Below are 18,980 nucleotides of genomic sequence, written 5' to 3'. Positions count from 1 at the left end.
CGTTTGCGCAATCACCCACCCCTTAGGCGCGGGCTGACGAGCGGAAGTGGGGTGTGAACTGGACGCCGGGCGTCAGACCTTGCGGTAAGGCTCAGCCCTGACGGTCGACGACGGCGTCAGCGAAGCTCAGAAGCGCGGACTTCACCGTGGACTCGGGCAGGGATGCGATGGCGCTCTTGGCCTTCTCCGCCCAGCTGCGGGCCACCTCCCAGGACTCTTCGGTGACGGGATGGCCGACGACGGCTGCTACCGCTTCGGCCAGCGCTTCGTCGCTGGTCAGATCACCCTCGACCAGAGCGAGAACGCGCTGGGCCTCAGGCTGAGGATTCTCCGGGTGCTCAGCTTGCTGACGCAGCAGAAGCACCGGCAGCGTGGGCACCCCCTCCCGCAGGTCGGTGCCAGGGGTCTTGCCGCTGGTGGCAGGGTCGGCGGTGAGGTCAATGACGTCGTCGGCCAGCTGGAACGCCACGCCCACGGCTTCGCCGTAGACCTGCAGCATCGAGGAGACCTCGTCGCTGGTGCCGCCGAAGATAGCTCCCAGGCGGGCCGCAGCAGCCACCAGAGAACCGGTCTTGTCAGCGACCACGCGGATGTAGTGCTCGTAGGCGTCGTCGCCCTCGGCCGGACCCACGGTTTCGTGCAGCTGTCCCATGACGAGGCGCTCGAAGGTCTCAGCCTGAATGCGTGAGCCCTCGTGCCCCAGCTCCGTCATGAGCTGGGAGGCCCGGGCCAGAATGAGGTCTCCGGTGAGGATGGCCACGGAGTTGTCCCAGACCTCATGGGCCGAAGGAGCTCCCCGGCGCAGTGGGGCGGAATCCATGACGTCGTCGTGGTACAGGGTGGCCAGGTGGGTCATCTCCATGACCACAGCGGCCTGCCTGACCTGCGGGTTCACCCCTTCCCCCAGAAGCGAGGTGAGGATGGTCAGCAGCGGGCGCACGCGCTTGCCCCCCGCCTCGGCAAGGTAGCGGGCGGCCCGGTTGGGCAGTTCGTCGCTGCTGGAGAGCGCCTCGAGAAGCTGCTCCTCCACCGCGTCAAGGGCATCGCTGACCGTAGCGGCCAGCTGCTCGTCCTGGGCCAGGACGTCGAACCCTGCCGGGAGCTTGATGGTCAGGGCGTCCGCGCGTGATTCTGTCATCGGGTGCAAGCCTACCGAGAAGTTGTCCGGGCCGGCTTGATCGCGTGGTGGATCGCCACAATCCCGCCGGAGAGGTTGCGGTAGCGCACCCCCGACCACCCGGTCTCGGCGATCAGGGCGGCCAGATGGTCCTGGTCGGGCCAGGCGCGGATGGACTCGGCCAGGTAGACGTAGGCGTCGGGGTTCGAGGAGACGGCGCGGGCCACCGGGGGGAGTGCCTTCATGAGGTACTCGTTGTAGACCACGTTGAAGGGGCGGAAGGTGGGGTCGGAGAACTCCATCACTGCCAGTCGCCCGCCGGGTTTGGTCACGCGCAGCATCTCAGAGAGACCCACCTCGGGCCGCACAATGTTGCGCAGGCCAAAGCTGATGGTCACGGCGTCGAAGGTGTCATCGGCAAAGGGCAGGTTCATGCCGTCGCCGGCCACAAAGGTCATATCGGGGCGGCGGCGCTTGCCGACCTGCAGCATGCCCAGGGAGAAGTCGCACGCCACGGCCGTCGCACCGGCGTCGTGGAAGGGCTCGGTGGAGCTGCCTGTGCCCGCGGCGAGGTCGAGGACGGTCTCGTGGGGCTTGACCGCGAGCGCCTGGACCAGCTTCTTCCGCCAGCGCTTGGTCTGCCCCAGGGAGAGGACGTCGTTGGTGAGGTCGTAGCGTTCGGCGACCTCGTCGAACATCGATGCGACGTCGTCGGGCTTCTTCTCCAGGGTGGCGCGGCGTCCTCGGCGGGTGGGGCTCATCACCTGAGCATTCTCCCACAACGGAGCTATAGACTGATCCGGCGATGAATGCCCAGCCCCCGCTCCTGCACACCGTCACGGTCGAGGTGAATCTGGGATCCTCAGCACCCGGCGACTCCGTCCTTGTCGCGCTTCTGGGCCGGTTGACGCCCACCGGAGCGTGGCTGCGTGAGGGTGAGGGACTCATCGGACTTGGCCAGGCTGCGAGCGCGGCGGCCTCTGGGCCGCGCCGCTTCCCGGAGCTGGCGCAGTGGTGGGCCTCCGTCAGCTGGAACCCGAACGAGGGCACGACGCCGGCCCTCTCCCCCCTCTCCCCCGTAGCCTTCACCTCAGTGGCCTTCTCCGCGGAGTCTGACTACTCCTCGCGCCTGATCGTGCCGGAGCTGCTGATCTCCCATCGTGAGGGTCGCACCCATCTGCTGATGATCTCCGCCGAGCCGCATGAAGCTGTGCCGGGCACAGCGGATGTGGACGCCGTGCTGGCACGGCACGGACTGCGGCTGAAGGCTGGCGACCCGCTGCCCGAGCTGGTCGCCGAGGGTTCTGCCGTCCCTCAGCTGCCGAAGACCTCCGTGGAGCCCGGCACACATTCCGAGCGGCAGTACATGAATGCGGTGACTGCCGGACTGTCGGCCATCGCTGAGGGCACGGTGGAGAAGCTGGTGCTGGCCCGCGACGTTGCGGTCCGCGCCGCGGCCCCCGTGCACACCGGCGCCCTGCTGGCACGCCTGGCGCAGGACTACAGCGAATGCTGGACCTACTACGTCCACAGCACCTCCGCTGCGGCCCGGGCCGTGCTCGGCGCTACACCGGAGATGCTGGTGCGGCTGCGCGGAGATCGGGTGTCCTCCCGTGTGCTGGCCGGCACCGTGGACCGCTCGTGGTCGCCCCAGGAGGCCGAGGACCGGCTGCTGCGCGATGCCAAGCAGCACCGCGAGCATGACCTGGCCGTGCAGTCCCTGGTGGAGCAGCTGGCTCCGCTCACTGAGTCGCTGCAGAGCCCGGCAGATCCGCGTGTGCTGCAGCTGCCCAACGTCTATCACCTGGCCAGCGACGTCACCGGTCAGCTCACCAGGAACGACGACGGCGCCCTCCCCGGTCCGCTGCAGGTGGCCGAACGTGCCCACCCCACCGCCGCGGTGTGCGGCACCCCCACCCGTGAGGCGGGTCAGCTGCTTCAGATGCTGGAGGGTCTGGACCGCGGCCCCTTCGCGGGCCCGGTGGGCTGGATGGATACCCGCGGCAACGCAGACTTCGGCATCGCTCTGCGCGGGGCCGTCGCCGAAGACACCGGTGGCCCCGCGCAGTGTCCGACGCAGTTCCGCCTCTATGCCGGATGCGGGATCGTGGCCAATTCAGTCCCGGAGGATGAGCTGGCCGAGACCAGGGCCAAGCTGCGTCCCATGCTCGCGGCCTTGGGACTTCAGTAGACACTTCAGGATCGCCGTGGCTGGGGATGCGGATCACGGGCCTCTGTGAGCCCTGGGCTTTCGCCGGTGTCGCTGGGAGGATATGGCCATGAGGTTCTCCCGACAGGTGATTGTTCTGGATGCGGCCAACAGCGACGAGGTGGCCCAGTTCTGGGCTGCCCTGCTGGAGGGCGCGGTGCAGCGCTCCGACGAGGACTGGTACGAGATCGAAGTCGACGGCAATTACCCGCTGGCCATCCAGCGCGTCGCCAACCATGTGCCGCCGCAGTGGCCGGATGGGCAGCCGCAGCAGATCCACCTGGATTTCTTCGTGGAGGACATTCGCACTGAGCACGCCCGCGCACTTGAGCTGGGCGCAACGTTCCTCAAGGCCGCCGGTGACCTGGATGCCCCCACCGGCTTTCAGGTCTACGCTGACCCCGCCGGACACCCGTTCTGCCTGTGCTGGGGCTGGGACGCTTGGCGCAGGAAGATGGACGGCCCTAGGACCGCTGGGGCGTTCTGACCTGACCGGCCAGATCGGCGATGATCTGGTCCCACTGAGCGGGCTGCAGCCCCAGCAGCTCGGTGGCGGCGGCATGGTCCATGACAAAGTCGCTCTCCCATTGGTACAGCACCTCATCCACCTCGCGCAGCAGTGGAACGAACGGATAGGCGGGCCACAGTGCCCAGCGCGGTATGGTCCGGATCCGCGGGGAAGGGGCTCCGAGCACGTCGGTGAGCGACTTCAGCGCCCCACGGATGGTCACAGCCGCAGGTGAGGGGACGCGCCAGGCCCTCCCCCACGCCGCGGGCTCCTGCGCCACGGTGAGCAGAGTCTGTGCCACGTCGGAGACGTAGGTGAAGGTGTGGAGAACATCCGCGCTGCCGAAGACGCTGACTCGGCGTCCCGCGGCTGCTGCCTGGGCGTAGCGCACCAGCATGGACTGGTTCGGCCCCACTCCGCCTCCCACATAGTCGGAGGCGCGGATCTCCACCGCACGGATCTCGCCGGCGTCGTGGGCCGCCTTGACCTCGTGCCACATCTGCGCGCGCAGGCGTCCTTTCACTCAGGTCGCGGCGAGCGGATGCTCAGTCGTGAGGGGGCCGTGGACCGGACCATAGCCGTAGAGGTTGCTCACCGTGGCCAGCACTGCGCCGGTGCGCCGGGATGCGTGCAGTAACGCTGCCGCCAGCGGAGGCCACAGGCTTCTCCACTGTATATAGGTGCCGGGATTCGCGCAGTTGTAGAGCACCTGGGCGCCGCCCACGGCCGCGGTGAGCGCCCGCGGGTCAGACGCATCCACCGAACGGCTGATGACGCCGGGCAGGTCAAGCTGCCGACCGCTGCGGCTGAGCAGCACGACATCGTGCCCCTGGGCGGCCGCCAGTCGGGCGGTGTGTGTGCCGACGCTTCCAGCTCCGACAATGACGTAACGTGCCATAATCTCCCCTTGCGTGAACACTGTTCTTGTTGTGAACAGTGTTCCGTGACCCGCCTCGGGGCACAAGCGCACTGTTCCTCTTCGCGACGCCTGTTCTGGTGGATGAGACACTGTCAGGATGACTCCAGGGATCCGCGAACGATTGCGGGCTGAGCTGACGCAAGAGCTGCTCACCACCGCACAGCGCCACCTTGCTCAGCACGGTGGCGCGGCACTGTCGCTGAGGGCCATCGCCCGCGAGGTGGGGCTCGCCCCTTCTGCGGTCTACCGGTACTTTCCGGATCGCGACGCCCTGCTCACCGCCCTGATCGTCAGGGCCTACACAGAACTGGGTGAAGCCGCCACTGCCGCCGAGGCCGCCGAGGAGCGCGAGGATTACCGGGGGCGCTGGCGGGCGGTGTTTCGGGGAGTCCGCGACTGGGCGCTGGATCACCAGCACGAGTACGCACTGATCTACGGCTCACCGGTCCCCGGCTACCAGGCACCCCGGGAGACGATCGATCCGGCCTCCAGGGTGGCGCTACTGCTGGCCCGCGTCGCACTGGACGCGAGACTGGCCGGGGCGCTCCGCACCCCCACAGCTCCCGAGCTGCCCCAGGCGCTGCTGCAGGACTCCGAGCAGCGGCTCTCACAGGTCATCCAGGAACGGCTGGCCGAGGAGTACGCCGAGCGGGGCACCCCTCTCTCCGCAAGCGATCCCTGGCTGCCGATCGCCGTGGTGGATGCCTGGACGCTCCTGTTCGGCGCCGTGAGCTTTGAACTGTTCGGCCACTACAAGAAGGTCATTGAGGCCCGGGAGGCCCATATGGACTACCTGGCCCTGCTGACCGCGGAAACCGTTGGCCTCTAGAGCTCGGCGGCCTTCTGCGCGAGTCGCTCGTGCAGAGCACGCAGGCGGCTGCGGTCAGTGCGCATTTCGATGATCCGGATCCCGAGCCGGTCCTCCGGGTAGGCCAGCGCGCGCCCCAGTGCCTCCAGGCTTTCGGCGTAGACGTATTCGTGCCGGTAAGCGTCAGCGATCGCTTCGAAGTCCACGGTCTGCGGAGTCCCGAAGAGGCGCTCCACTGCCTCTGCTTGCCCGGGGCGCCGGCCCACATCACCGTGTTCGAGCTGGTCGAAGATGGCCCCGCCGGCGTCGTTGATGACCACAAGATCCAGGTTGGGGGCACGCTCGGTGCTGGGCACCAGTAAGGCGTTGACGTCGTGCAGGAACGTCAGGTCCCCCACCAGGGCGGTGACGCGGCGGTCCTGGGCCAGGGCGAGCCCAGCGGCGGTGGAGAGATTCCCGTCGATCCCGGCGAGGCCACGCAGGGCGTAGATTCCCCGCCGGTGTGCCCATGAGCTGCCAGCCCCGTCGACGCCCGCGCGGGTGATCACTGCGGCGAGGTCCACATCGCGGATCACCGAGGAGGAGCCCAGAAGCAGCGAAGTCTTCACGGTTTCTGCCACGAACTGAGCGGCCTGCACGGAGCTGGGAGCCTCGTGTTCGGACGCATCCTGGGCCAGTACCGTGTCGAGGGCGTGCTGCGCCGCCAGTCCCTTGGCCTCCCACTGGTGCAGCCAGTCCGCATCCCCCCGTCCGGCGAACTCGGCGATCTCCCGCAGATCGGCCACCGCTCGGCGGGGCAGCGCCTCCTCCTGGCGACGGCGGTCCCACCAGGCCTGCGCGCTGGGGGCATAGTGCACAGCCTCCAGGTCCCGACGGGCGATCAGCCGCTGGACCGGTCGCGTGAGCGTGGGGCGGCCGGCGACGACGACTCGCTGAGTCTGGGCCACCAGCTGATTCGCCTCTGTGCCCTGTGGGGCCTGCAGGATGAGCCGGTAGCCGGGGATGGCTCCGAGGTCGCTCGACCTGGCACCGGAGGTCGGTTCGGCGAGCACAGGGTGCCCGAGGCTGCGAGCCAGTTCCACCGCTTCGGGCGGCGCACCGTGCCCCAGTACGAACAGAGTTCGGTGAGTGAGTTCCGCGCTGGGCGAGTCGGTACTGGACGAGCCGGCGTCGTCGTGCGTGCTGCCTGGTCCGGGGATCTCGGCGCCGAGGCGCTCCAGCAGGTCCGAGGCTCCCAGATGCTCGGCAGGGGTGATCGATTCCGTCCGTGAGGCCCGGTAGAGCCGCTCACGCTCCTGGGAGGGGATGACGCCGCGGCGGGCCCAGCGCTGGATCGCCGGCCGGGCGCCTCCGCCTGCGGTCTCAGGAGCTTCGGCAGGCACGAGGGGATCGCGGAAGCCGATGTTCAGGTGTACGGGCCCGGGTGCGCTGCGCAGGGTGGATGTGGTCGCTGCACGCAGCAGCAGCGCGGTCTGCGTCTCGGCGGCGAGCATGTCGTCCCTGGATTCAGGCTCCAGGCGCAGCTGCCCGGAGGCGATGAGTCCCTGCTCCAGATGCAGTTCATCCCGGACTCGACCCGTGAACATTCCCTGCTGCCAGGTGGCCTGATTGGCGCCGATCCCATGCAGCTCCTCGGGCCGGTCCGCCGTGATGGCCACCAGCGGGACACCGGACATGTCGGCCTCCATCACCGCCGGCAGCAGGTTGCCCGCCGCAGTCCCGGACGTGGTGATGACACCTGCGGGTTCCCCGCTGGACAGGGCCAGGCCGAGCGCGGTGAAGGCCGCAGAGCGCTCATCGATGCGCATGTGGACGGTGATGGCGCCCAGCTTCTCGGCCTCGGCCAGCGCGTAGGCCAGCGGAGCCGATCGGGATCCCGGGGCGAGCACGACGTGGCGCATGCTCACGGTCAGCCCCCGAATGACTCGGCGGGCCAGCCGCAGGGACTCGGCGTCATGGGAGTCGTCGAACTCACGGAACGGACGCCGAGCTGAAGTCATGGATAGATCCTATGGGAGTAGGCCTCACGGATGCGCTGGTGCCACCAGAGCTCACGCTCACCGGTGACCCGCAGCGCTGCAAGCTTCTGCGGGTTCGGCACCGGCGCGGCGATGTGGCCCTTGTCATTGACCGGCACGCGGAGGCGACCCGATACCGGCAGCATCGGCTGCGGCACCACGTCGTCGCAGAACAGCGTGACCGTACCCAAACCGCAGGCATAGGGCAGCTCAGGAAGCCGCGCGGCGAGCGCGACTCCGGCGGCGAGGCCCACGGAGGTGTCCAGGGCAGAGGAGACCACGGCGGGCAGCCCGGCCTCCTCCACGATCCTGAGGGCGCGGCTGACCCCGCCCAGGGGCGGCACTTTGACCACGATGAGGTCGGCAGCTCCCAAGCGCGCCACGCGCAGGGGGTCTTCGGCTTTGCGCACGGCCTCATCGGCGGCGATGCGCACCCCAATTCCGTTCCGCTCCAGCGCCTCCCGCAGTTGGGCAAGCGGCTCGATGCCCGCCACGGGCTGCTCCGCGTAGTCGAGCCGGCCTTCGGCGGCGGCGCCAATCTGCTCCAGTGCGGTCACGGCTTCACTGAGACTCCAGGCCCCGTTGGCGTCGACCCGGATGCCCGCGGTGGGCATCTGGCGGGCCACCTCGCGGACACGGGCGACGTCGTCGTCGAGCGTCTGGCCCGGTTCTGCGACTTTGATCTTGACCGCCTGAACCGCGTCCAGGGTGCCGGAGTCGCCGTAGCGATCGAGGATCTCGGAGACCTTCTCCGGCGGCACGGCGGGAACCGTCGCATTCACGGGGAGGCTTCTGCGCAGCGGCGCGCCGAGTCCGGACCATGCCGCCTCGATGGCTGAGGCGAGCCAGTGCTGTGTCTCGGGGGGCTGATACTCGGGGAAGGGTGCGAACTCGCCCCACCCGGCGGGACCGGAGAAGAGGACGGCCTCGCGGCTGGTATGACCGCGGAAGCGGGTGAGCATGGGCAGACGAACCACCACGGCGGATTCGAGGAGCTCCTGGAGCTCGGGCCGGTTCTGAAGCGCAGCTGCGGACATGGGGTTCAGTCTAGGAGCTGCTGTTCGCAGGGCATCGCGGCGTCGCGGTTTTGAGGCTTTGTCCAGCCGAGCTGAGATACTTGATGCCATGTCCGCCGTCACCAGCCCGCTGCGCGCCCCCGCCCGCCGCACCGGTTTGTGGGTTGCCGCAATCCTGGCCTGCGCCGCACTGTTCATCGTGATCTACGAGTACTTTGTGCGCAGCAGCTCAGGGCAGCTGGTTGATACGGTGGCCCGCCTCAACGCCGAGTACTACGACCACCCGCTGCCGTATCTTGACCCGGCCAACCCGTGGATCGCGTTCTATATTGTGGCCCCGCCCGCCCTGGTGTTCTTGGGCATCACCCTGACCCGGCAGAAGTTCGTCTCAGCACTGATAGCCGTGGGAACCGTGATCGGAGCCAACCTCTCGACCCAGGTCTTCAAGTCGACCCTGTATGAGCGTCCAGAGCTGGGAGACTTCCCCACTGCCTGGACGCAGGACTACCTGGATAATTCTCTGCCCAGCGGCCACACCACGATCGCGGCCTCGGTGGCGGTGGCGGTGTTCCTGGTGGGAAGCCCGCGACAGCGCCCGTTCCTCGGGGTGCTTGCCGCTCTGTGGGGCGGTGGATGGGGCACCTACATCTTCATCGACAACTGGCACCGGCCCTCGGACATGGTGGCTGCGTACCTGGTGGTGGCCATCTGGGCGCTCATCGGCGGGTGGCTGATCATGCGGCTCGAACCCCGAAAGAACTCGGTCTACTACGACGCACTCCCCCCGGTCGCGCCGGCCGCGGCATTCTGCTGGTTCTTCGGGATCGTCTTCACCCTGGCGGCGGGACTGTGCCTGCTGTTTGCTGGCGGCTGGTCGGGCATCGCCCGCGCCGCGGAGGACCCGTCCCTGTGGATGTGGCTGGCGGGAGCCCTGCTCTCTTTGGGACCGGCGTTCCTCGTGGCCGGTGCCGGGATCAACTTCTTCGGCGCAGAGGCCGGTCGCCTTCAGCGCGGCATGGACCTTCCCAGCCCCCAGGCAGAACGCATCAGCTACCCGGTGCCGCCGCAGTTCAACGATCTCTACCGGGTGTGAGCGGCGCCGTCTGAACGACGACGCCGCCTCTCTCAGCGGGGGCGGAACTGGGAGATCACAGGGCAGTCCATGGGGTCGGCGTATCCCAGTCCCACGCGGTTGAGATAGCGGATGACAATCCCGTAGGACTCCACCAGTCCGGTTTCGGTGTAGGGGATCTCCTTCTCAGCGCAGAACTCGCGCACAATCGGCACCACTTTGTGCAGGTTGGGGCTGGGCATGCGGGGGAAGAGATGGTGTTCGATCTGGTAGTTCAGCCCGCCCATGGCCCAGTCCATGGGACGACCGCCCCGGATGTTCCGGGAGGTGAGCACCTGGCGGCGCAGGAAGTCAACCTTCACGTCCTTGGGGATCAGGGGCATGCCCTTGTGGTTGGGAGCGAAGCTCGCGCCCATGTAAACGCCGAAGACTGCGACCTGGACCAGGAGGAACGCGATGCCGATCCACAGCCCCATGGCCCAGATGACCAGGGCGGGAAAGCCGATGAGGCGAACAGCCAGCAGCACCGCCTCGGTGGGCCGGTGCTTCACCTTCTCCGCCCGGATGACCGCATCCACTGCGTGGACGTGCAATGCCCAGCCGAAGAACGTCAGCAGCGGGAAGAGCATCCACCCCTGGCGACGGACGAACCAGCCGGCGAAGCCTGTACGCGCGGTCGCGTCCTCCGGGACGAACGCCACGATGCCCGGGGCGATGTCACCGTCCTTGCCGATGGTGTTGGGGTTGGCGTGGTGTTTGCCGTGCTTCTTGGCCCACCACGCGTAGGACAGTCCGACGATTCCGTTGCCGATAATCCGGGCCAGCCACTCGTTCTTCCTCCCGTTGGAGAAGACCTGCTGGTGCGCAGCGTCGTGGGAGAGGAAGGCGACCTGCGTGAAGAGCACCCCGAATACCGCGGCGAGTCCTAGCTGCCACCAGCTGCTGCCGAGCAGAAAAAGGCCGGCGAATGCACCAATGAACGCCAGACTCAGCACGATGGTGCGTGGGATGTAGCTGCGCGCTCCGCGCTCCATGAGTCCGGCCTCCTTCACGCGGGTGGAAAGCTCGAAGAAGTCCTGGACCTGGGTGTTTGCACGTCCCGCTGCGGCGGGACTGCGCGGAGGTGAGGTGACTGTCATGCCTTCACCGTAGGAACGCGTCAGCGCTCAGGGCGTCACCCGGGGGAGCCAACTATGCCCCCTACCTGAGTAGGGGGTCGTCCTGTCGGCGACGGTTCACGACGCCGCCGTGGTCCTAGAACGGCAGGATCGCGCGGACCCGGAACCCGCCCTCCTCGGTGGGGCCTGTCTCCACGGTCCCGCCGACGGCAGCCGTACGCTCACGGATTCCCGCCAGTCCCAGTCCAGCGCCCGGCGCCGGCGTCGTCAGCTTCTGGGGCGGGGCTTCGTTGGTCACGGTGATCACCAGTGCGCGCGAGGAGTCCGGGCTCTCAGCTCCCTCCACGGCCAGGTCCACCACCACGGCCGCACCCGGGGCGTGCCGAAGCGCGTTGCTCAGCGCTTCCTGCACGGTGCGGTACGCCGCCAACCCCGTGGCGGAGGAGACGCTTCGCAGCGCAGAGGAAACCGTGGACAGCCCGCCGGAGACGGCGTCACCCTCGGAGGCATCGGTCCCGCCGGCCGCGCCCGGAGCCGCGTCGCCAGTCGTGCGGATCTCCGTGCCCGAGGCGCGGGTGGCCTCGATGAGGGCCCCAAGGTCCTGCAGACCAGGTTCGGGAGCCGTGGGGACATCATCCTCCCCGCGCAGAATGCTCAGCAGCATGCGCATCTCCCCCAGCGCCTGCCGCGAGGATCCGGCAATCTCGTCGAACTCCCGCTGCGCGGCCTCATCGATGCTGGGATTGCGGTACCTGGCAGTAGCAGCCTGCACGCTGATCACCGACATGGAGTGGGCCACCACATCGTGGAGTTCGCGAGCAATCCGGTTGCGCTCCTGCAGCTCCTTGCGGCGACGATCCTGTTCCGCGCTGCTGCGCTCAGCCGCTTCCAGCCGGTCGGCGTTGACGATCCACATGCGTGACAGTGCAGTCAGCAGCACCACGCCGGCACTCACCGAACCGAACACGATGCCGGTGCTCAACGCCCCGCGCGGCAGGTTCGGGGCCACGGCCAGCAGCGCGCCCAGGGTCAGGACTGCGCTCGCGCACCACCCGGAGGCGGCCACGTACCAGGGTCGGGCCAGTGCCGCGACTACCAGCACAGCGCACTGGGTGATCAGTGCTGTCACGGGCCAGGGCCAGACGCTGACTCCGGAGCCCACCGTGACGAGCATCAGCCCGCCGGCCGCACCCAGCGACAGGATCATGCCGATCCACGCCCACCGCAGCGTGATCACCAGGGAGACGCAGTGCAGCAGCACCAGCGCCATCGCGACGGCGACGTCCAGTGCATAGACCACGGTCATCACCGGCCAGGCCACCGCCAGCAGGGCAATCGCCGCGAAACCCGTGCCGATCCATGCCCAGGCGCGCCCGCTGAAAGAACCGCTGTGACGGGATCCCGCTGCCGCGGGCGCATACCGCACCACATCCGCGTTGTCGTGGGCGGAGGCGGCCTCGGCACCCAGCAGCGTGCCGGTGAGGAAGGCATCGGAGCGGGCGAGAGCTGACATCACCGCGGGCAGGGTCAGCAGCAGAATCAGCCCCAGGACAAAGTGTGCCCCGGCGTCTATGAGGAAGCGGGCGCCGTCGTCGTCGGGAATCAGCTCGGGCTGGATGAGTTCCAGCAGCTCAATGGTGTTCCGCTCTCCGGGCAGGAACAGGGACCAGAAGACGTAGGTGAGTCCACCCAGGCTCAGCACGGTCCAAACGAGTGCCACGATGAACGTCAGCAGCCGCAGCGGGAAGGCGATGATCATCTCGAAGACAAGGTCGAGCCATCGCCGCGGGTCACCCAGCAGGCGAAGGATGCCTGCGAGCCCCGCCTCGCGCGGCCGGTAGGTGACGGGCCCGGCGTCAGCACCCCACAGGCGCAGGCGGCTGCGGTCCAGGGCCGCGAATCCCGAGGCCACCATCAGCGTCAGCGGCAGCAGCAGCGCCCCGACCCAGATGACAAAGGTGGCCACGGAGACCACCGTCAGCGCCAGCAGCAGGCTGAAGCTGAAGATGGCGATCGGCAGTCCGGGCAGCACAAAGGCGTAATCGCGCCCCAGCCGCTGCAGCATGGGCAGCTCGGCACGAGGGCGGGTGCGGGAGATCATGGTGATTTCGCTCAACCTAGACAGTCCCTTGCCCGTCCCGCGTCACTCTCCGGAGCGAATCCGTGATCCGGGCGGTAATACTTTCCGGTGAGATTCGGCGCGGTGCTTCGCAGAGGGATCCGCGAGGAGCCCGCCCTGGGGTAGCTTGGGACTGTGCCTTCCACCGATTCCTCCTCCAGTGCTGTGCGCGTGCTGATCGTTGATGACCAGTCCATGATCCGCGCCGGCTTTGCGGCCCTGCTGGATGCCCAGGAGGACATCGAGGTGGTCGGCACCGCCGACGACGGCGCCGGGATCACCGAGGTAGTGCGGCGGACCAGACCGGACGTGGTGCTGATGGACATCCGTATGCCCCAGGTCAATGGGCTCGACGCCACCCGGACAGTGCTCAGTATGCCCGGTGTTCCGCCGCGGATCCTCATGCTGACGACGTTCGACGCCGATGAGTACGTCTTCTCCGCACTGCGCGCCGGCGCCAGCGGCTTCCTTCTCAAAGACGCCGCCCCCGAGGAGCTGATCCACGCGGTACGAGTGGTGGCCGGCGGAGAGGCGCTGCTGTCTCCACGGATCACCCGCACTCTGATTGCGGACTACGCCGCCCGTCCGGCCGCCCCTCAGCAGCACCGCAGCGTGCTTTCCGCTCTCACCGACCGTGAGCTGGAGGTCACCCGGCTGGTAGCCCGCGGACTCTCCAACGCGGAGATCGCCGCCGAACTTTATCTGGCTGAGCAGACGGTCAAGACCCATGTCTCGCGCATTCTGGGGAAGCTCCGGCTGCGTGACCGGACCCAGATCGTGGTGACGGCCTACGAGTCGGGGTTGGTGAACGCCGGGGGTTGAACGGCCCCGTCGTTCACCAACCGCAAAGTTTCCGCTTCCTTTAGTCCAGCGAGACGAAGACCTTCTCGCTGAACAGGTCGGGCCTCACGGACAGTACGCCAGCTTCAACCTCCTCAGCGGGGACGCTCAGCGCGATGTTTCCCGTGGCCGAAGCGCCTTCATACAGGGTTCCCGTGGAGTCCAAAGCATCCGGGGCAACGGCAAACGATTCGGCGGCGTCGAAGGTGTTCCCCTGGGGTGAGACGTACTCCACGGTCACCCAGGGCATGCTGCCTTCGGGATCGTTTCCGGTGTACTGAGCGGTGACGTTGACCAGGAGGTAGAGGTGGCCGTCCGCCGGCGCGTCGTTGAACTGGTTCTCGGCCATCACGGCGTCCGTGGCGTCAAGGTCCACGCTGTTGATCGTCACGGTCCAGTCTCCTGAGGAAATCTCGGCGCCCAGGGGGTAGGGGTTCTCCCTGGTTCCCTCACCATCGGGGCTTCCTGCCACCTCTTCCTCCTCCTCGGTTCCGGCCACATCCGGTTCAGCAGAAGCCGCTTCCTGGTCCTCGGACTCCTCCTCGCGTGTTTCGGCGGGTGCGCTGCCGCTGGTCTCCTGGTTGAAGCTGTCGCTGAACGCGTTCGCCACCACTGAGAGGAAAACGACGACGCCGATGACGGTGCCGACCACGGAGATGATCAGCGCGGCAATGCCCATCCCGCGCTTCTTCCCCTTCAGGAAGAGGGATACCAAGGCCAGGACGAAGGCTATGGGCAGCAGCACCCAGCCGATGATCAGTGCGCCGGGCACACACGCGAAGACGGCACCGATCACGGCGAGGATCAGGGCGACAAGGCCCACGGTGTTTCTGGTGCTTTCGGCCTCTGGGGCGCTGGGGGTCTGGTGCGATGCGGATGTCGTCACGATGTACCTGTCTTTCGTCGATTGTGCGAGTGTTCTGCGGCCGTGATCAGTACGGTATGGCGCGGTGGATCCGGACTGGACGGTGAATCGGGTGAACTGCCGTGCCCGATCGGGCACTGTTGTCTCGCCGATCCGCCCTCCGATCAGCTGGAAGGACCTCAGTACACTGACCGAATGGCCCCCCGCTCCCGGCTTCACGCCCTGCTGCGCGCACTCGCGTTCGTCGCCGTCGTCGTCCTCATGATCGTGTCCGGGGTGCTGGTGCTGACGCTGTCGATGATGACCTCACCCACCACGCTGGATCCGGTCACTATGGAGATCACGGACTTCGGGGCGACCCGGGCTCTGCTCGGCATGCTGATTCTGCTCACGCTGCCCTGGTACCGCAGGACTCCCGTCGTGCTCCTGGTGGCAGGGGCACTTGCTGCGGTGGCAGTTCAGACCGACCCATTTGTTCTGGCCGTGGGTCTGACCGTGTGGATCATCCGCTGCAGCACACCGTGGCAGTGGGTGATCGCGGGCATTGGCGTGGCGTGTATCCTCACCAACGCTGCGCTGCACCTGAGGGCATTGTCCGCCTGGCCTGACGAGGACTATCAGCGCACCGGCCAGGTCCTCGTCGTGTCGCTGACGGTCCTGTGTCTGAGCCTGGTGATGGGCATCGCCTTCTGGAGGCGACAGAAGCGCTCCACCGAACGAGCCAAAGCGCAGGCACAGTCGGCTCGGCACACCAGCGAGCAGCTCTCCGATGAGCTCGTACGCCAGCGTGAGCGCGAGGACCTGGCTCGCGAGGTGCACGACACCTTGGCCGGCCGCCTCTCGGGTCTTTCACTGCAAGTGGGAAGCCTCGAGCACAGCGCTCGGCAAGCAGATGCAGGACAGCTCGACGACGCCCTGCGCACCACCCGGCGCTACGCCGATCAGGCGCTGTCAGATCTGCGCCTGCTGCTGACCTCCCTGCGCGAGGGCGGGGCATCGGCGACCGCGCCGGCAAAACCACCCACGGGCGTGCAGGATCTGCAGGACCTGTTGGAGGACGCCACGGCCTCGGGTCTGGAGGTCCGTCCCTATATCCTGCTGGACGGCTACACCACCGCCCCTGATGCGCTTCAGCGGGCGGTCCTTCGCATCACGCAGGAAGCGCTCACCAACGCTCTGCGCCACAGCCCGGACCGCGCTGCGGCGGTCCGCATCAGCGGTAACCAGCACCAGGGAATCCACCTGGAGTTCAGCAACCGCAGCACCGGCGAGTCGGATTTCACCGCCGGATCGGGCACCGGACTGATCGGCATCAGGGAGCGTGCCCAGATGCTCGGGGGCACCGTCGATGTGCTGCGCCAGCAGGAACGCTTCTTTCTGCGCGTGCATCTGCCGTGGGCCAGGGAGGGTTCCAGCACCTGAAGACGCATGGCCCCACTCGCCGTTGGTAGACTCCGCTGAGTGCAGATCAGGGTGGTGATGGTCGACGACGAGACTCTGGTCCTTGATTCCCTCGAGCGGATCCTCGACAGAGAAAAGGACATCACCGTCGTCGGGACCGCCCGCACGGGCCCCGAAGCCCTTCAGATGGTGCGTAGAGCCCGGCCCAATGTGGTGCTGATGGACCTGCGGCTGACAGGCGAGATGGACGGCGTCGAAACTACTCGCAGGCTGCGCAACTCCGTGAACCCGCCCGCGGTGCTGGCTGTGACGAGCTTTGACACCGATGTCTACATGCGCGGTGCCCTCGACGCCGGGGCCACCGGGTTCCTCCTGAAGAACGACGCCACCGACTCTTTGGCCACTGCTATCCGCATGGCGTATCAGGGGGATCCGATGATCTCCCCGGCACTGACGTCACGACTGATTGCCAGCTACATTGCGCCGCAGACTGATCCGGTCTGCGATGCCGCACGACGCCGGGTCCAGGGCCTCTCCCCACGAGAGATTCAGGTGGCACAGATGGTGGGTGAAGGCCGGACCTATGATGAGATCGCCCACCATCTGTTCATCTCAGCCAGCACCGTCAAGAGCGCCATCGGTCGGGCCATGAGCAAAGTCGGCGCCGATTCCGGCGCGCAGCTGGCAGTCGTCGTCGCCCAAGCACGCCTCGACCTGCTGGATGGCGAGCCCAGTTGAGGCTCAGCCGGCCTGGTTGAATAGAGGAATGACAACCACGCCCGTCCCGCCGATCGCCAAGAAGGTCCCCACCGAGCGGAACCACCACGGTGAAACCTTCATCGATCACTACGAATGGCTGCGCCAGAAGGAGTCGGCGGAGGTGCTGGAGCACCTCCGTGCAGAGAACGCCTACACCGAGGCCGTCACCGCGGCCCAGGCGCCGCTGCGCGAGGCGATCTTCTCCGAGATCAAGCACCGGACTGTGGAGACGGACCTCTCCGTGCCCGCCCGGCGCGGCGCATGGTGGTACTTCTCCCGCACCAGTGAGGGTCAGCAGTACCCGGTTTACTGCCGTGTGCCCGTGAGCGATCCCTCCTCGTGGGAGCCGCCGCAGGTTGAGCCCGGCAAGCCCCTGCCCGGGGAGGTCACCTACTTCGACACCAATGCCGAGGCCGAGACCCACCCCTTCTACTCGCTGGGCGGCCTGAGCACCGACCGGGAGGGCTCGGTGCTGGCCTACTCCGAGGACACCAGCGGGGATGAGCACTACACGCTGCGGTTCCGGGACCTCACCACCGGGGAGAACCTCCCGGAGGTCATCGACAACGTTCACGGCGGGCCCATCCTGGAGCCCACGGGGCGCCGGGCCTACTACATGGTCGCCGACTCCGCCTGGCGACCCTACCGTCTCTATCAGCACACGGTGGGCACCAGCCCGGACCAGGATCGCCTGCTGCTGGAGATCACCGACGAACAGCTCTGGACCGGTATGTGGCTCTCAGCCGACCGGCTGGAGCTGGTGATCTACTCGGGCAACTCCGAGTACAACGAGACTCGTCTGCTCGACGTCACCGATCCTGAGGCGGAGCCGGTGCTGCTCATTGGAGCGGACCGTCGCCTCCTGCACGCTGTGGAGCCCCTCGAGCTCGACGGCGAGCGCCTGCTGCTCATCACGCATAACCAGCACGGCCCCAACAACGCACTGTCATTGACCAGCGCCTCTGCGCTGACCAACCAGCCCGCCGAGGCTCCGCTGTCCTTGGGCCGGACGCTGCTGCTGCACGAGGACACGGTCAAGCTCGATGAATCCGTGACCGTCACTGCCTCCGAGATCTTGGTGAGCGCGCGCATCAATACCGTGGAATCCGTCTACCGGCTCTCCTTGGACACTGTCCGGGAGGTTCGTGACGGAGGGCAGGGCGTACCGACCTCCTCGCTTCCGGGACTGCCCTTCGAGGAGGAGCTGTTCACATGCGCGGTCACCTCTGCTGAATACGACGCACCGGTTTTCCGCGTGGTCTACACCTCCTGGATGACTCCCCCGCGCATCTATGACGTACCGCACGACGACGGTGCCTCCCCCGCCGCTCCGATTCTGCGCCGGGAGACCCCCGTCAACGACGTCGACCTGCAGGACTACTGCGCGGTGCGCGTCTGGGCGCCTGCTCCCGACGGGGCCCAGATCCCCGTGACGGTCATGCACCACCGCAGTGTGCGCCCGGACGGCACCAATCCGCTGGTGGTCTACGGCTACGGCTCCTATGAAGTCAGCATGGACCCCCAGTTCGGCATCGCCCGGCTGAGCCTGCTGGACCGCGGCATCGTCTTCGCAGTGGCCCACGTCCGCGGCGGCGGCGAGCTGGGGCGGGCCTGGTATGAGGCGGGCAAGAAGCTGCAGAAGGTCAACACCTTCACCGACTTCATTGCCGCCACCGATCACTTGGTCTCCCTCGGTTGGGGCGACCCGGAGCGGGTGGCCGCGATGGGCGGCTCCGCCGGCGGGCTCCTTATGGGTGCGGTGGCCAACATGGCGCCTGAGAAGTACCGAGCGATCGTGGCACAGGTGCCCTTCGTGGACAATCTCACCTCGATCCTGGATCCTGACCTGCCGCTCTCTGCCTTGGAGTGGGAGGAATGGGGCAACCCCATCGAGGACCCTGAGGTCTACCGGTACATGAAGTCCTACTCCCCCTATGAGAACGTGCGGGAGACCGAGTACCCAGCCATCGCAGCGGTCACCAGCCTGCATGACACCCGTGTGCTGTATGTGGAGCCGGCCAAATGGGTTCAGCGGTTGCGGGAGCACCAGCGCGGTGAGTCCCCGATCGTGCTCAAGACAGAGATGGACGGCGGGCACGGAGGCGCCTCAGGGCGGTATGAGGAGTGGAAGGACCGTGCCTGGGACTACGCGTTCCTCGCCTGGTGGCTGGGCGCGCACGTCAAAAGAAGTTGAAATCTTGAAGAATTCCG

General features: G+C 67.4%; 17 protein-coding genes. 8 read left to right on the top strand and 9 right to left on the bottom strand.

The annotated features are described in order from the left end of the window. Positions 1-91: 91 nt before the first annotated feature. Complete coding sequence (locus RH857_RS03390; RefSeq protein ID WP_310536571.1) at positions 92-1,138, bottom strand: polyprenyl synthetase family protein; 1,047 nt, start codon at positions 1,136-1,138, stop codon at positions 92-94. An 11-nt stretch (positions 1,139-1,149) separates the two neighbouring features. Continuing rightward, entirely contained in the window at positions 1,150-1,878 is a 729-nt protein-coding gene (locus RH857_RS03385) for a demethylmenaquinone methyltransferase (protein WP_310536570.1), read from the bottom strand. A 44-nt stretch (positions 1,879-1,922) separates the two neighbouring features. On the opposite strand from RH857_RS03385, the gene RH857_RS03380 reads away from it, so the two are divergent. Together RH857_RS03380 and RH857_RS03375 are read left to right on the top strand one after the other, a co-directional pair. Continuing rightward, positions 1,923-3,308, top strand: a complete 1,386-nt coding sequence (locus RH857_RS03380; RefSeq protein WP_310536569.1) for an isochorismate synthase — start codon at positions 1,923-1,925, stop codon at positions 3,306-3,308. A gap of 88 nt (positions 3,309-3,396) precedes the next feature. Next, on the top strand, positions 3,397-3,813 hold the full coding sequence (locus tag RH857_RS03375; protein WP_310536568.1) for a VOC family protein: 417 nt from the start codon (positions 3,397-3,399) through the stop codon (positions 3,811-3,813). Here RH857_RS03375 and RH857_RS03370 read toward each other — a convergent pair. Beyond that, on the bottom strand, positions 3,791-4,333 hold the full coding sequence (locus RH857_RS03370) for an NAD-dependent epimerase/dehydratase family protein (protein WP_310536567.1): 543 nt from the start codon (positions 4,331-4,333) through the stop codon (positions 3,791-3,793). The genes RH857_RS03375 and RH857_RS03370 overlap by 23 nt on opposite strands. 24 nt (positions 4,334-4,357) lie before the next feature. Then, a complete protein-coding gene (locus RH857_RS03365) occupies positions 4,358-4,732 on the bottom strand; it encodes an NAD(P)H-binding protein (RefSeq protein WP_310536566.1) in 375 nt (124 codons plus the stop codon). Between the two features lie 118 nt (positions 4,733-4,850). On the opposite strand from RH857_RS03365, the gene RH857_RS03360 reads away from it, so the two are divergent. Next, complete coding sequence (locus tag RH857_RS03360; RefSeq protein ID WP_310536565.1) at positions 4,851-5,582, top strand: TetR/AcrR family transcriptional regulator; 732 nt, start codon at positions 4,851-4,853, stop codon at positions 5,580-5,582. Here the strand turns inward: RH857_RS03360 and menD are convergent. Continuing rightward, complete coding sequence (gene menD, locus RH857_RS03355; protein ID WP_310536564.1) at positions 5,579-7,561, bottom strand: 2-succinyl-5-enolpyruvyl-6-hydroxy-3-cyclohexene-1-carboxylic-acid synthase; 1,983 nt, start codon at positions 7,559-7,561, stop codon at positions 5,579-5,581. The two genes, RH857_RS03360 and menD, sit on opposite strands and share 4 nt — an antisense overlap. After that, positions 7,558-8,616, bottom strand: coding sequence for an o-succinylbenzoate synthase (locus RH857_RS03350; protein WP_310536563.1), 1,059 nt, complete (start codon positions 8,614-8,616; stop codon positions 7,558-7,560). The genes menD and RH857_RS03350 overlap by 4 nt, the downstream gene beginning before the upstream one ends. Positions 8,617-8,704: 88 nt before the next feature. Here RH857_RS03350 and RH857_RS03345 point away from each other — a divergent pair, with 88 nt between their 5' ends. After that, positions 8,705-9,688, top strand: a complete 984-nt coding sequence (locus RH857_RS03345) for a phosphatase PAP2 family protein (protein WP_310536562.1) — start codon at positions 8,705-8,707, stop codon at positions 9,686-9,688. Positions 9,689-9,720: 32 nt separating this feature from the next. Here RH857_RS03345 and RH857_RS03340 read toward each other — a convergent pair whose 3' ends face one another. Further along, positions 9,721-10,806 carry a fatty acid desaturase family protein gene (locus tag RH857_RS03340; RefSeq protein ID WP_310536561.1) on the bottom strand — a complete coding sequence of 362 codons (1,086 nt, stop codon included), beginning with the start codon at positions 10,804-10,806 and terminating at the stop codon, positions 9,721-9,723. 115 nt (positions 10,807-10,921) lie between these two features. After that, positions 10,922-12,901, bottom strand: coding sequence for a sensor histidine kinase (locus tag RH857_RS03335; protein ID WP_310536560.1), 1,980 nt, complete (start codon positions 12,899-12,901; stop codon positions 10,922-10,924). A 138-nt stretch (positions 12,902-13,039) separates the two neighbouring features. Here RH857_RS03335 and RH857_RS03330 point away from each other — a divergent pair, with 138 nt between their 5' ends. After that, a complete protein-coding gene (locus RH857_RS03330) occupies positions 13,040-13,726 on the top strand; it encodes a response regulator (RefSeq protein WP_310536559.1) in 687 nt (228 codons plus the stop codon). A 40-nt stretch (positions 13,727-13,766) separates the two neighbouring features. Here the strand turns inward: RH857_RS03330 and RH857_RS03325 are convergent, their stop codons facing one another. Beyond that, on the bottom strand, positions 13,767-14,630 hold the full coding sequence (locus RH857_RS03325; RefSeq protein WP_310536558.1) for a DUF4352 domain-containing protein: 864 nt from the start codon (positions 14,628-14,630) through the stop codon (positions 13,767-13,769). 174 nt (positions 14,631-14,804) lie between these two features. On the opposite strand from RH857_RS03325, the gene RH857_RS03320 reads away from it, so the two are divergent. Genes RH857_RS03320 through RH857_RS03310 form a run of 3 tightly spaced genes read left to right on the top strand, consistent with a single transcriptional unit; the run spans position 14,805 to position 18,963 of the window. After that, entirely contained in the window at positions 14,805-16,031 is a 1,227-nt protein-coding gene (locus RH857_RS03320; protein WP_310536557.1) for a sensor histidine kinase, read from the top strand. A gap of 39 nt (positions 16,032-16,070) precedes the next feature. Beyond that, positions 16,071-16,748 (top strand): response regulator transcription factor, encoded by a 678-nt coding sequence (locus tag RH857_RS03315; RefSeq protein ID WP_310536556.1) that lies wholly within the window; start codon positions 16,071-16,073, stop codon positions 16,746-16,748. A 28-nt stretch (positions 16,749-16,776) separates the two neighbouring features. Further along, a complete protein-coding gene (locus tag RH857_RS03310) occupies positions 16,777-18,963 on the top strand; it encodes a S9 family peptidase (RefSeq protein WP_310536555.1) in 2,187 nt (728 codons plus the stop codon). Positions 18,964-18,980 lie beyond the last annotated feature (17 nt).

It is taken from the genome of Nesterenkonia flava (assembly GCF_031432335.1).
Classification (GTDB): Bacteria; Actinomycetota; Actinomycetes; order Actinomycetales; family Micrococcaceae; genus Nesterenkonia; species Nesterenkonia flava.
The sequence above is the reverse complement of the archived record's forward strand: the minus strand, read 5'-3'. Positions and strand labels throughout refer to the sequence as shown.

Coding starts and splice junctions, on each gene's coding strand:
- RH857_RS03390 (WP_310536571.1), bottom strand. CDS start 1,138: ATGACAGAATCACGCGCGGACGCCCTGACCATCAAGCTCCCGGCAGGG.
- RH857_RS03385 (WP_310536570.1), bottom strand. CDS start 1,878: ATGAGCCCCACCCGCCGAGGACGCCGCGCCACCCTGGAGAAGAAGCCC.
- RH857_RS03380 (WP_310536569.1), top strand. CDS start 1,923: ATGAATGCCCAGCCCCCGCTCCTGCACACCGTCACGGTCGAGGTGAAT.
- RH857_RS03375 (WP_310536568.1), top strand. CDS start 3,397: ATGAGGTTCTCCCGACAGGTGATTGTTCTGGATGCGGCCAACAGCGAC.
- RH857_RS03370 (WP_310536567.1), bottom strand. CDS start 4,333: ATGTGGCACGAGGTCAAGGCGGCCCACGACGCCGGCGAGATCCGTGCG.
- RH857_RS03365 (WP_310536566.1), bottom strand. CDS start 4,732: ATGGCACGTTACGTCATTGTCGGAGCTGGAAGCGTCGGCACACACACC.
- RH857_RS03360 (WP_310536565.1), top strand. CDS start 4,851: ATGACTCCAGGGATCCGCGAACGATTGCGGGCTGAGCTGACGCAAGAG.
- menD (WP_310536564.1), bottom strand. CDS start 7,561: ATGACTTCAGCTCGGCGTCCGTTCCGTGAGTTCGACGACTCCCATGAC.
- RH857_RS03350 (WP_310536563.1), bottom strand. CDS start 8,616: ATGTCCGCAGCTGCGCTTCAGAACCGGCCCGAGCTCCAGGAGCTCCTC.
- RH857_RS03345 (WP_310536562.1), top strand. CDS start 8,705: ATGTCCGCCGTCACCAGCCCGCTGCGCGCCCCCGCCCGCCGCACCGGT.
- RH857_RS03340 (WP_310536561.1), bottom strand. CDS start 10,806: ATGACAGTCACCTCACCTCCGCGCAGTCCCGCCGCAGCGGGACGTGCA.
- RH857_RS03320 (WP_310536557.1), top strand. CDS start 14,805: ATGGCCCCCCGCTCCCGGCTTCACGCCCTGCTGCGCGCACTCGCGTTC.
- RH857_RS03310 (WP_310536555.1), top strand. CDS start 16,777: ATGACAACCACGCCCGTCCCGCCGATCGCCAAGAAGGTCCCCACCGAG.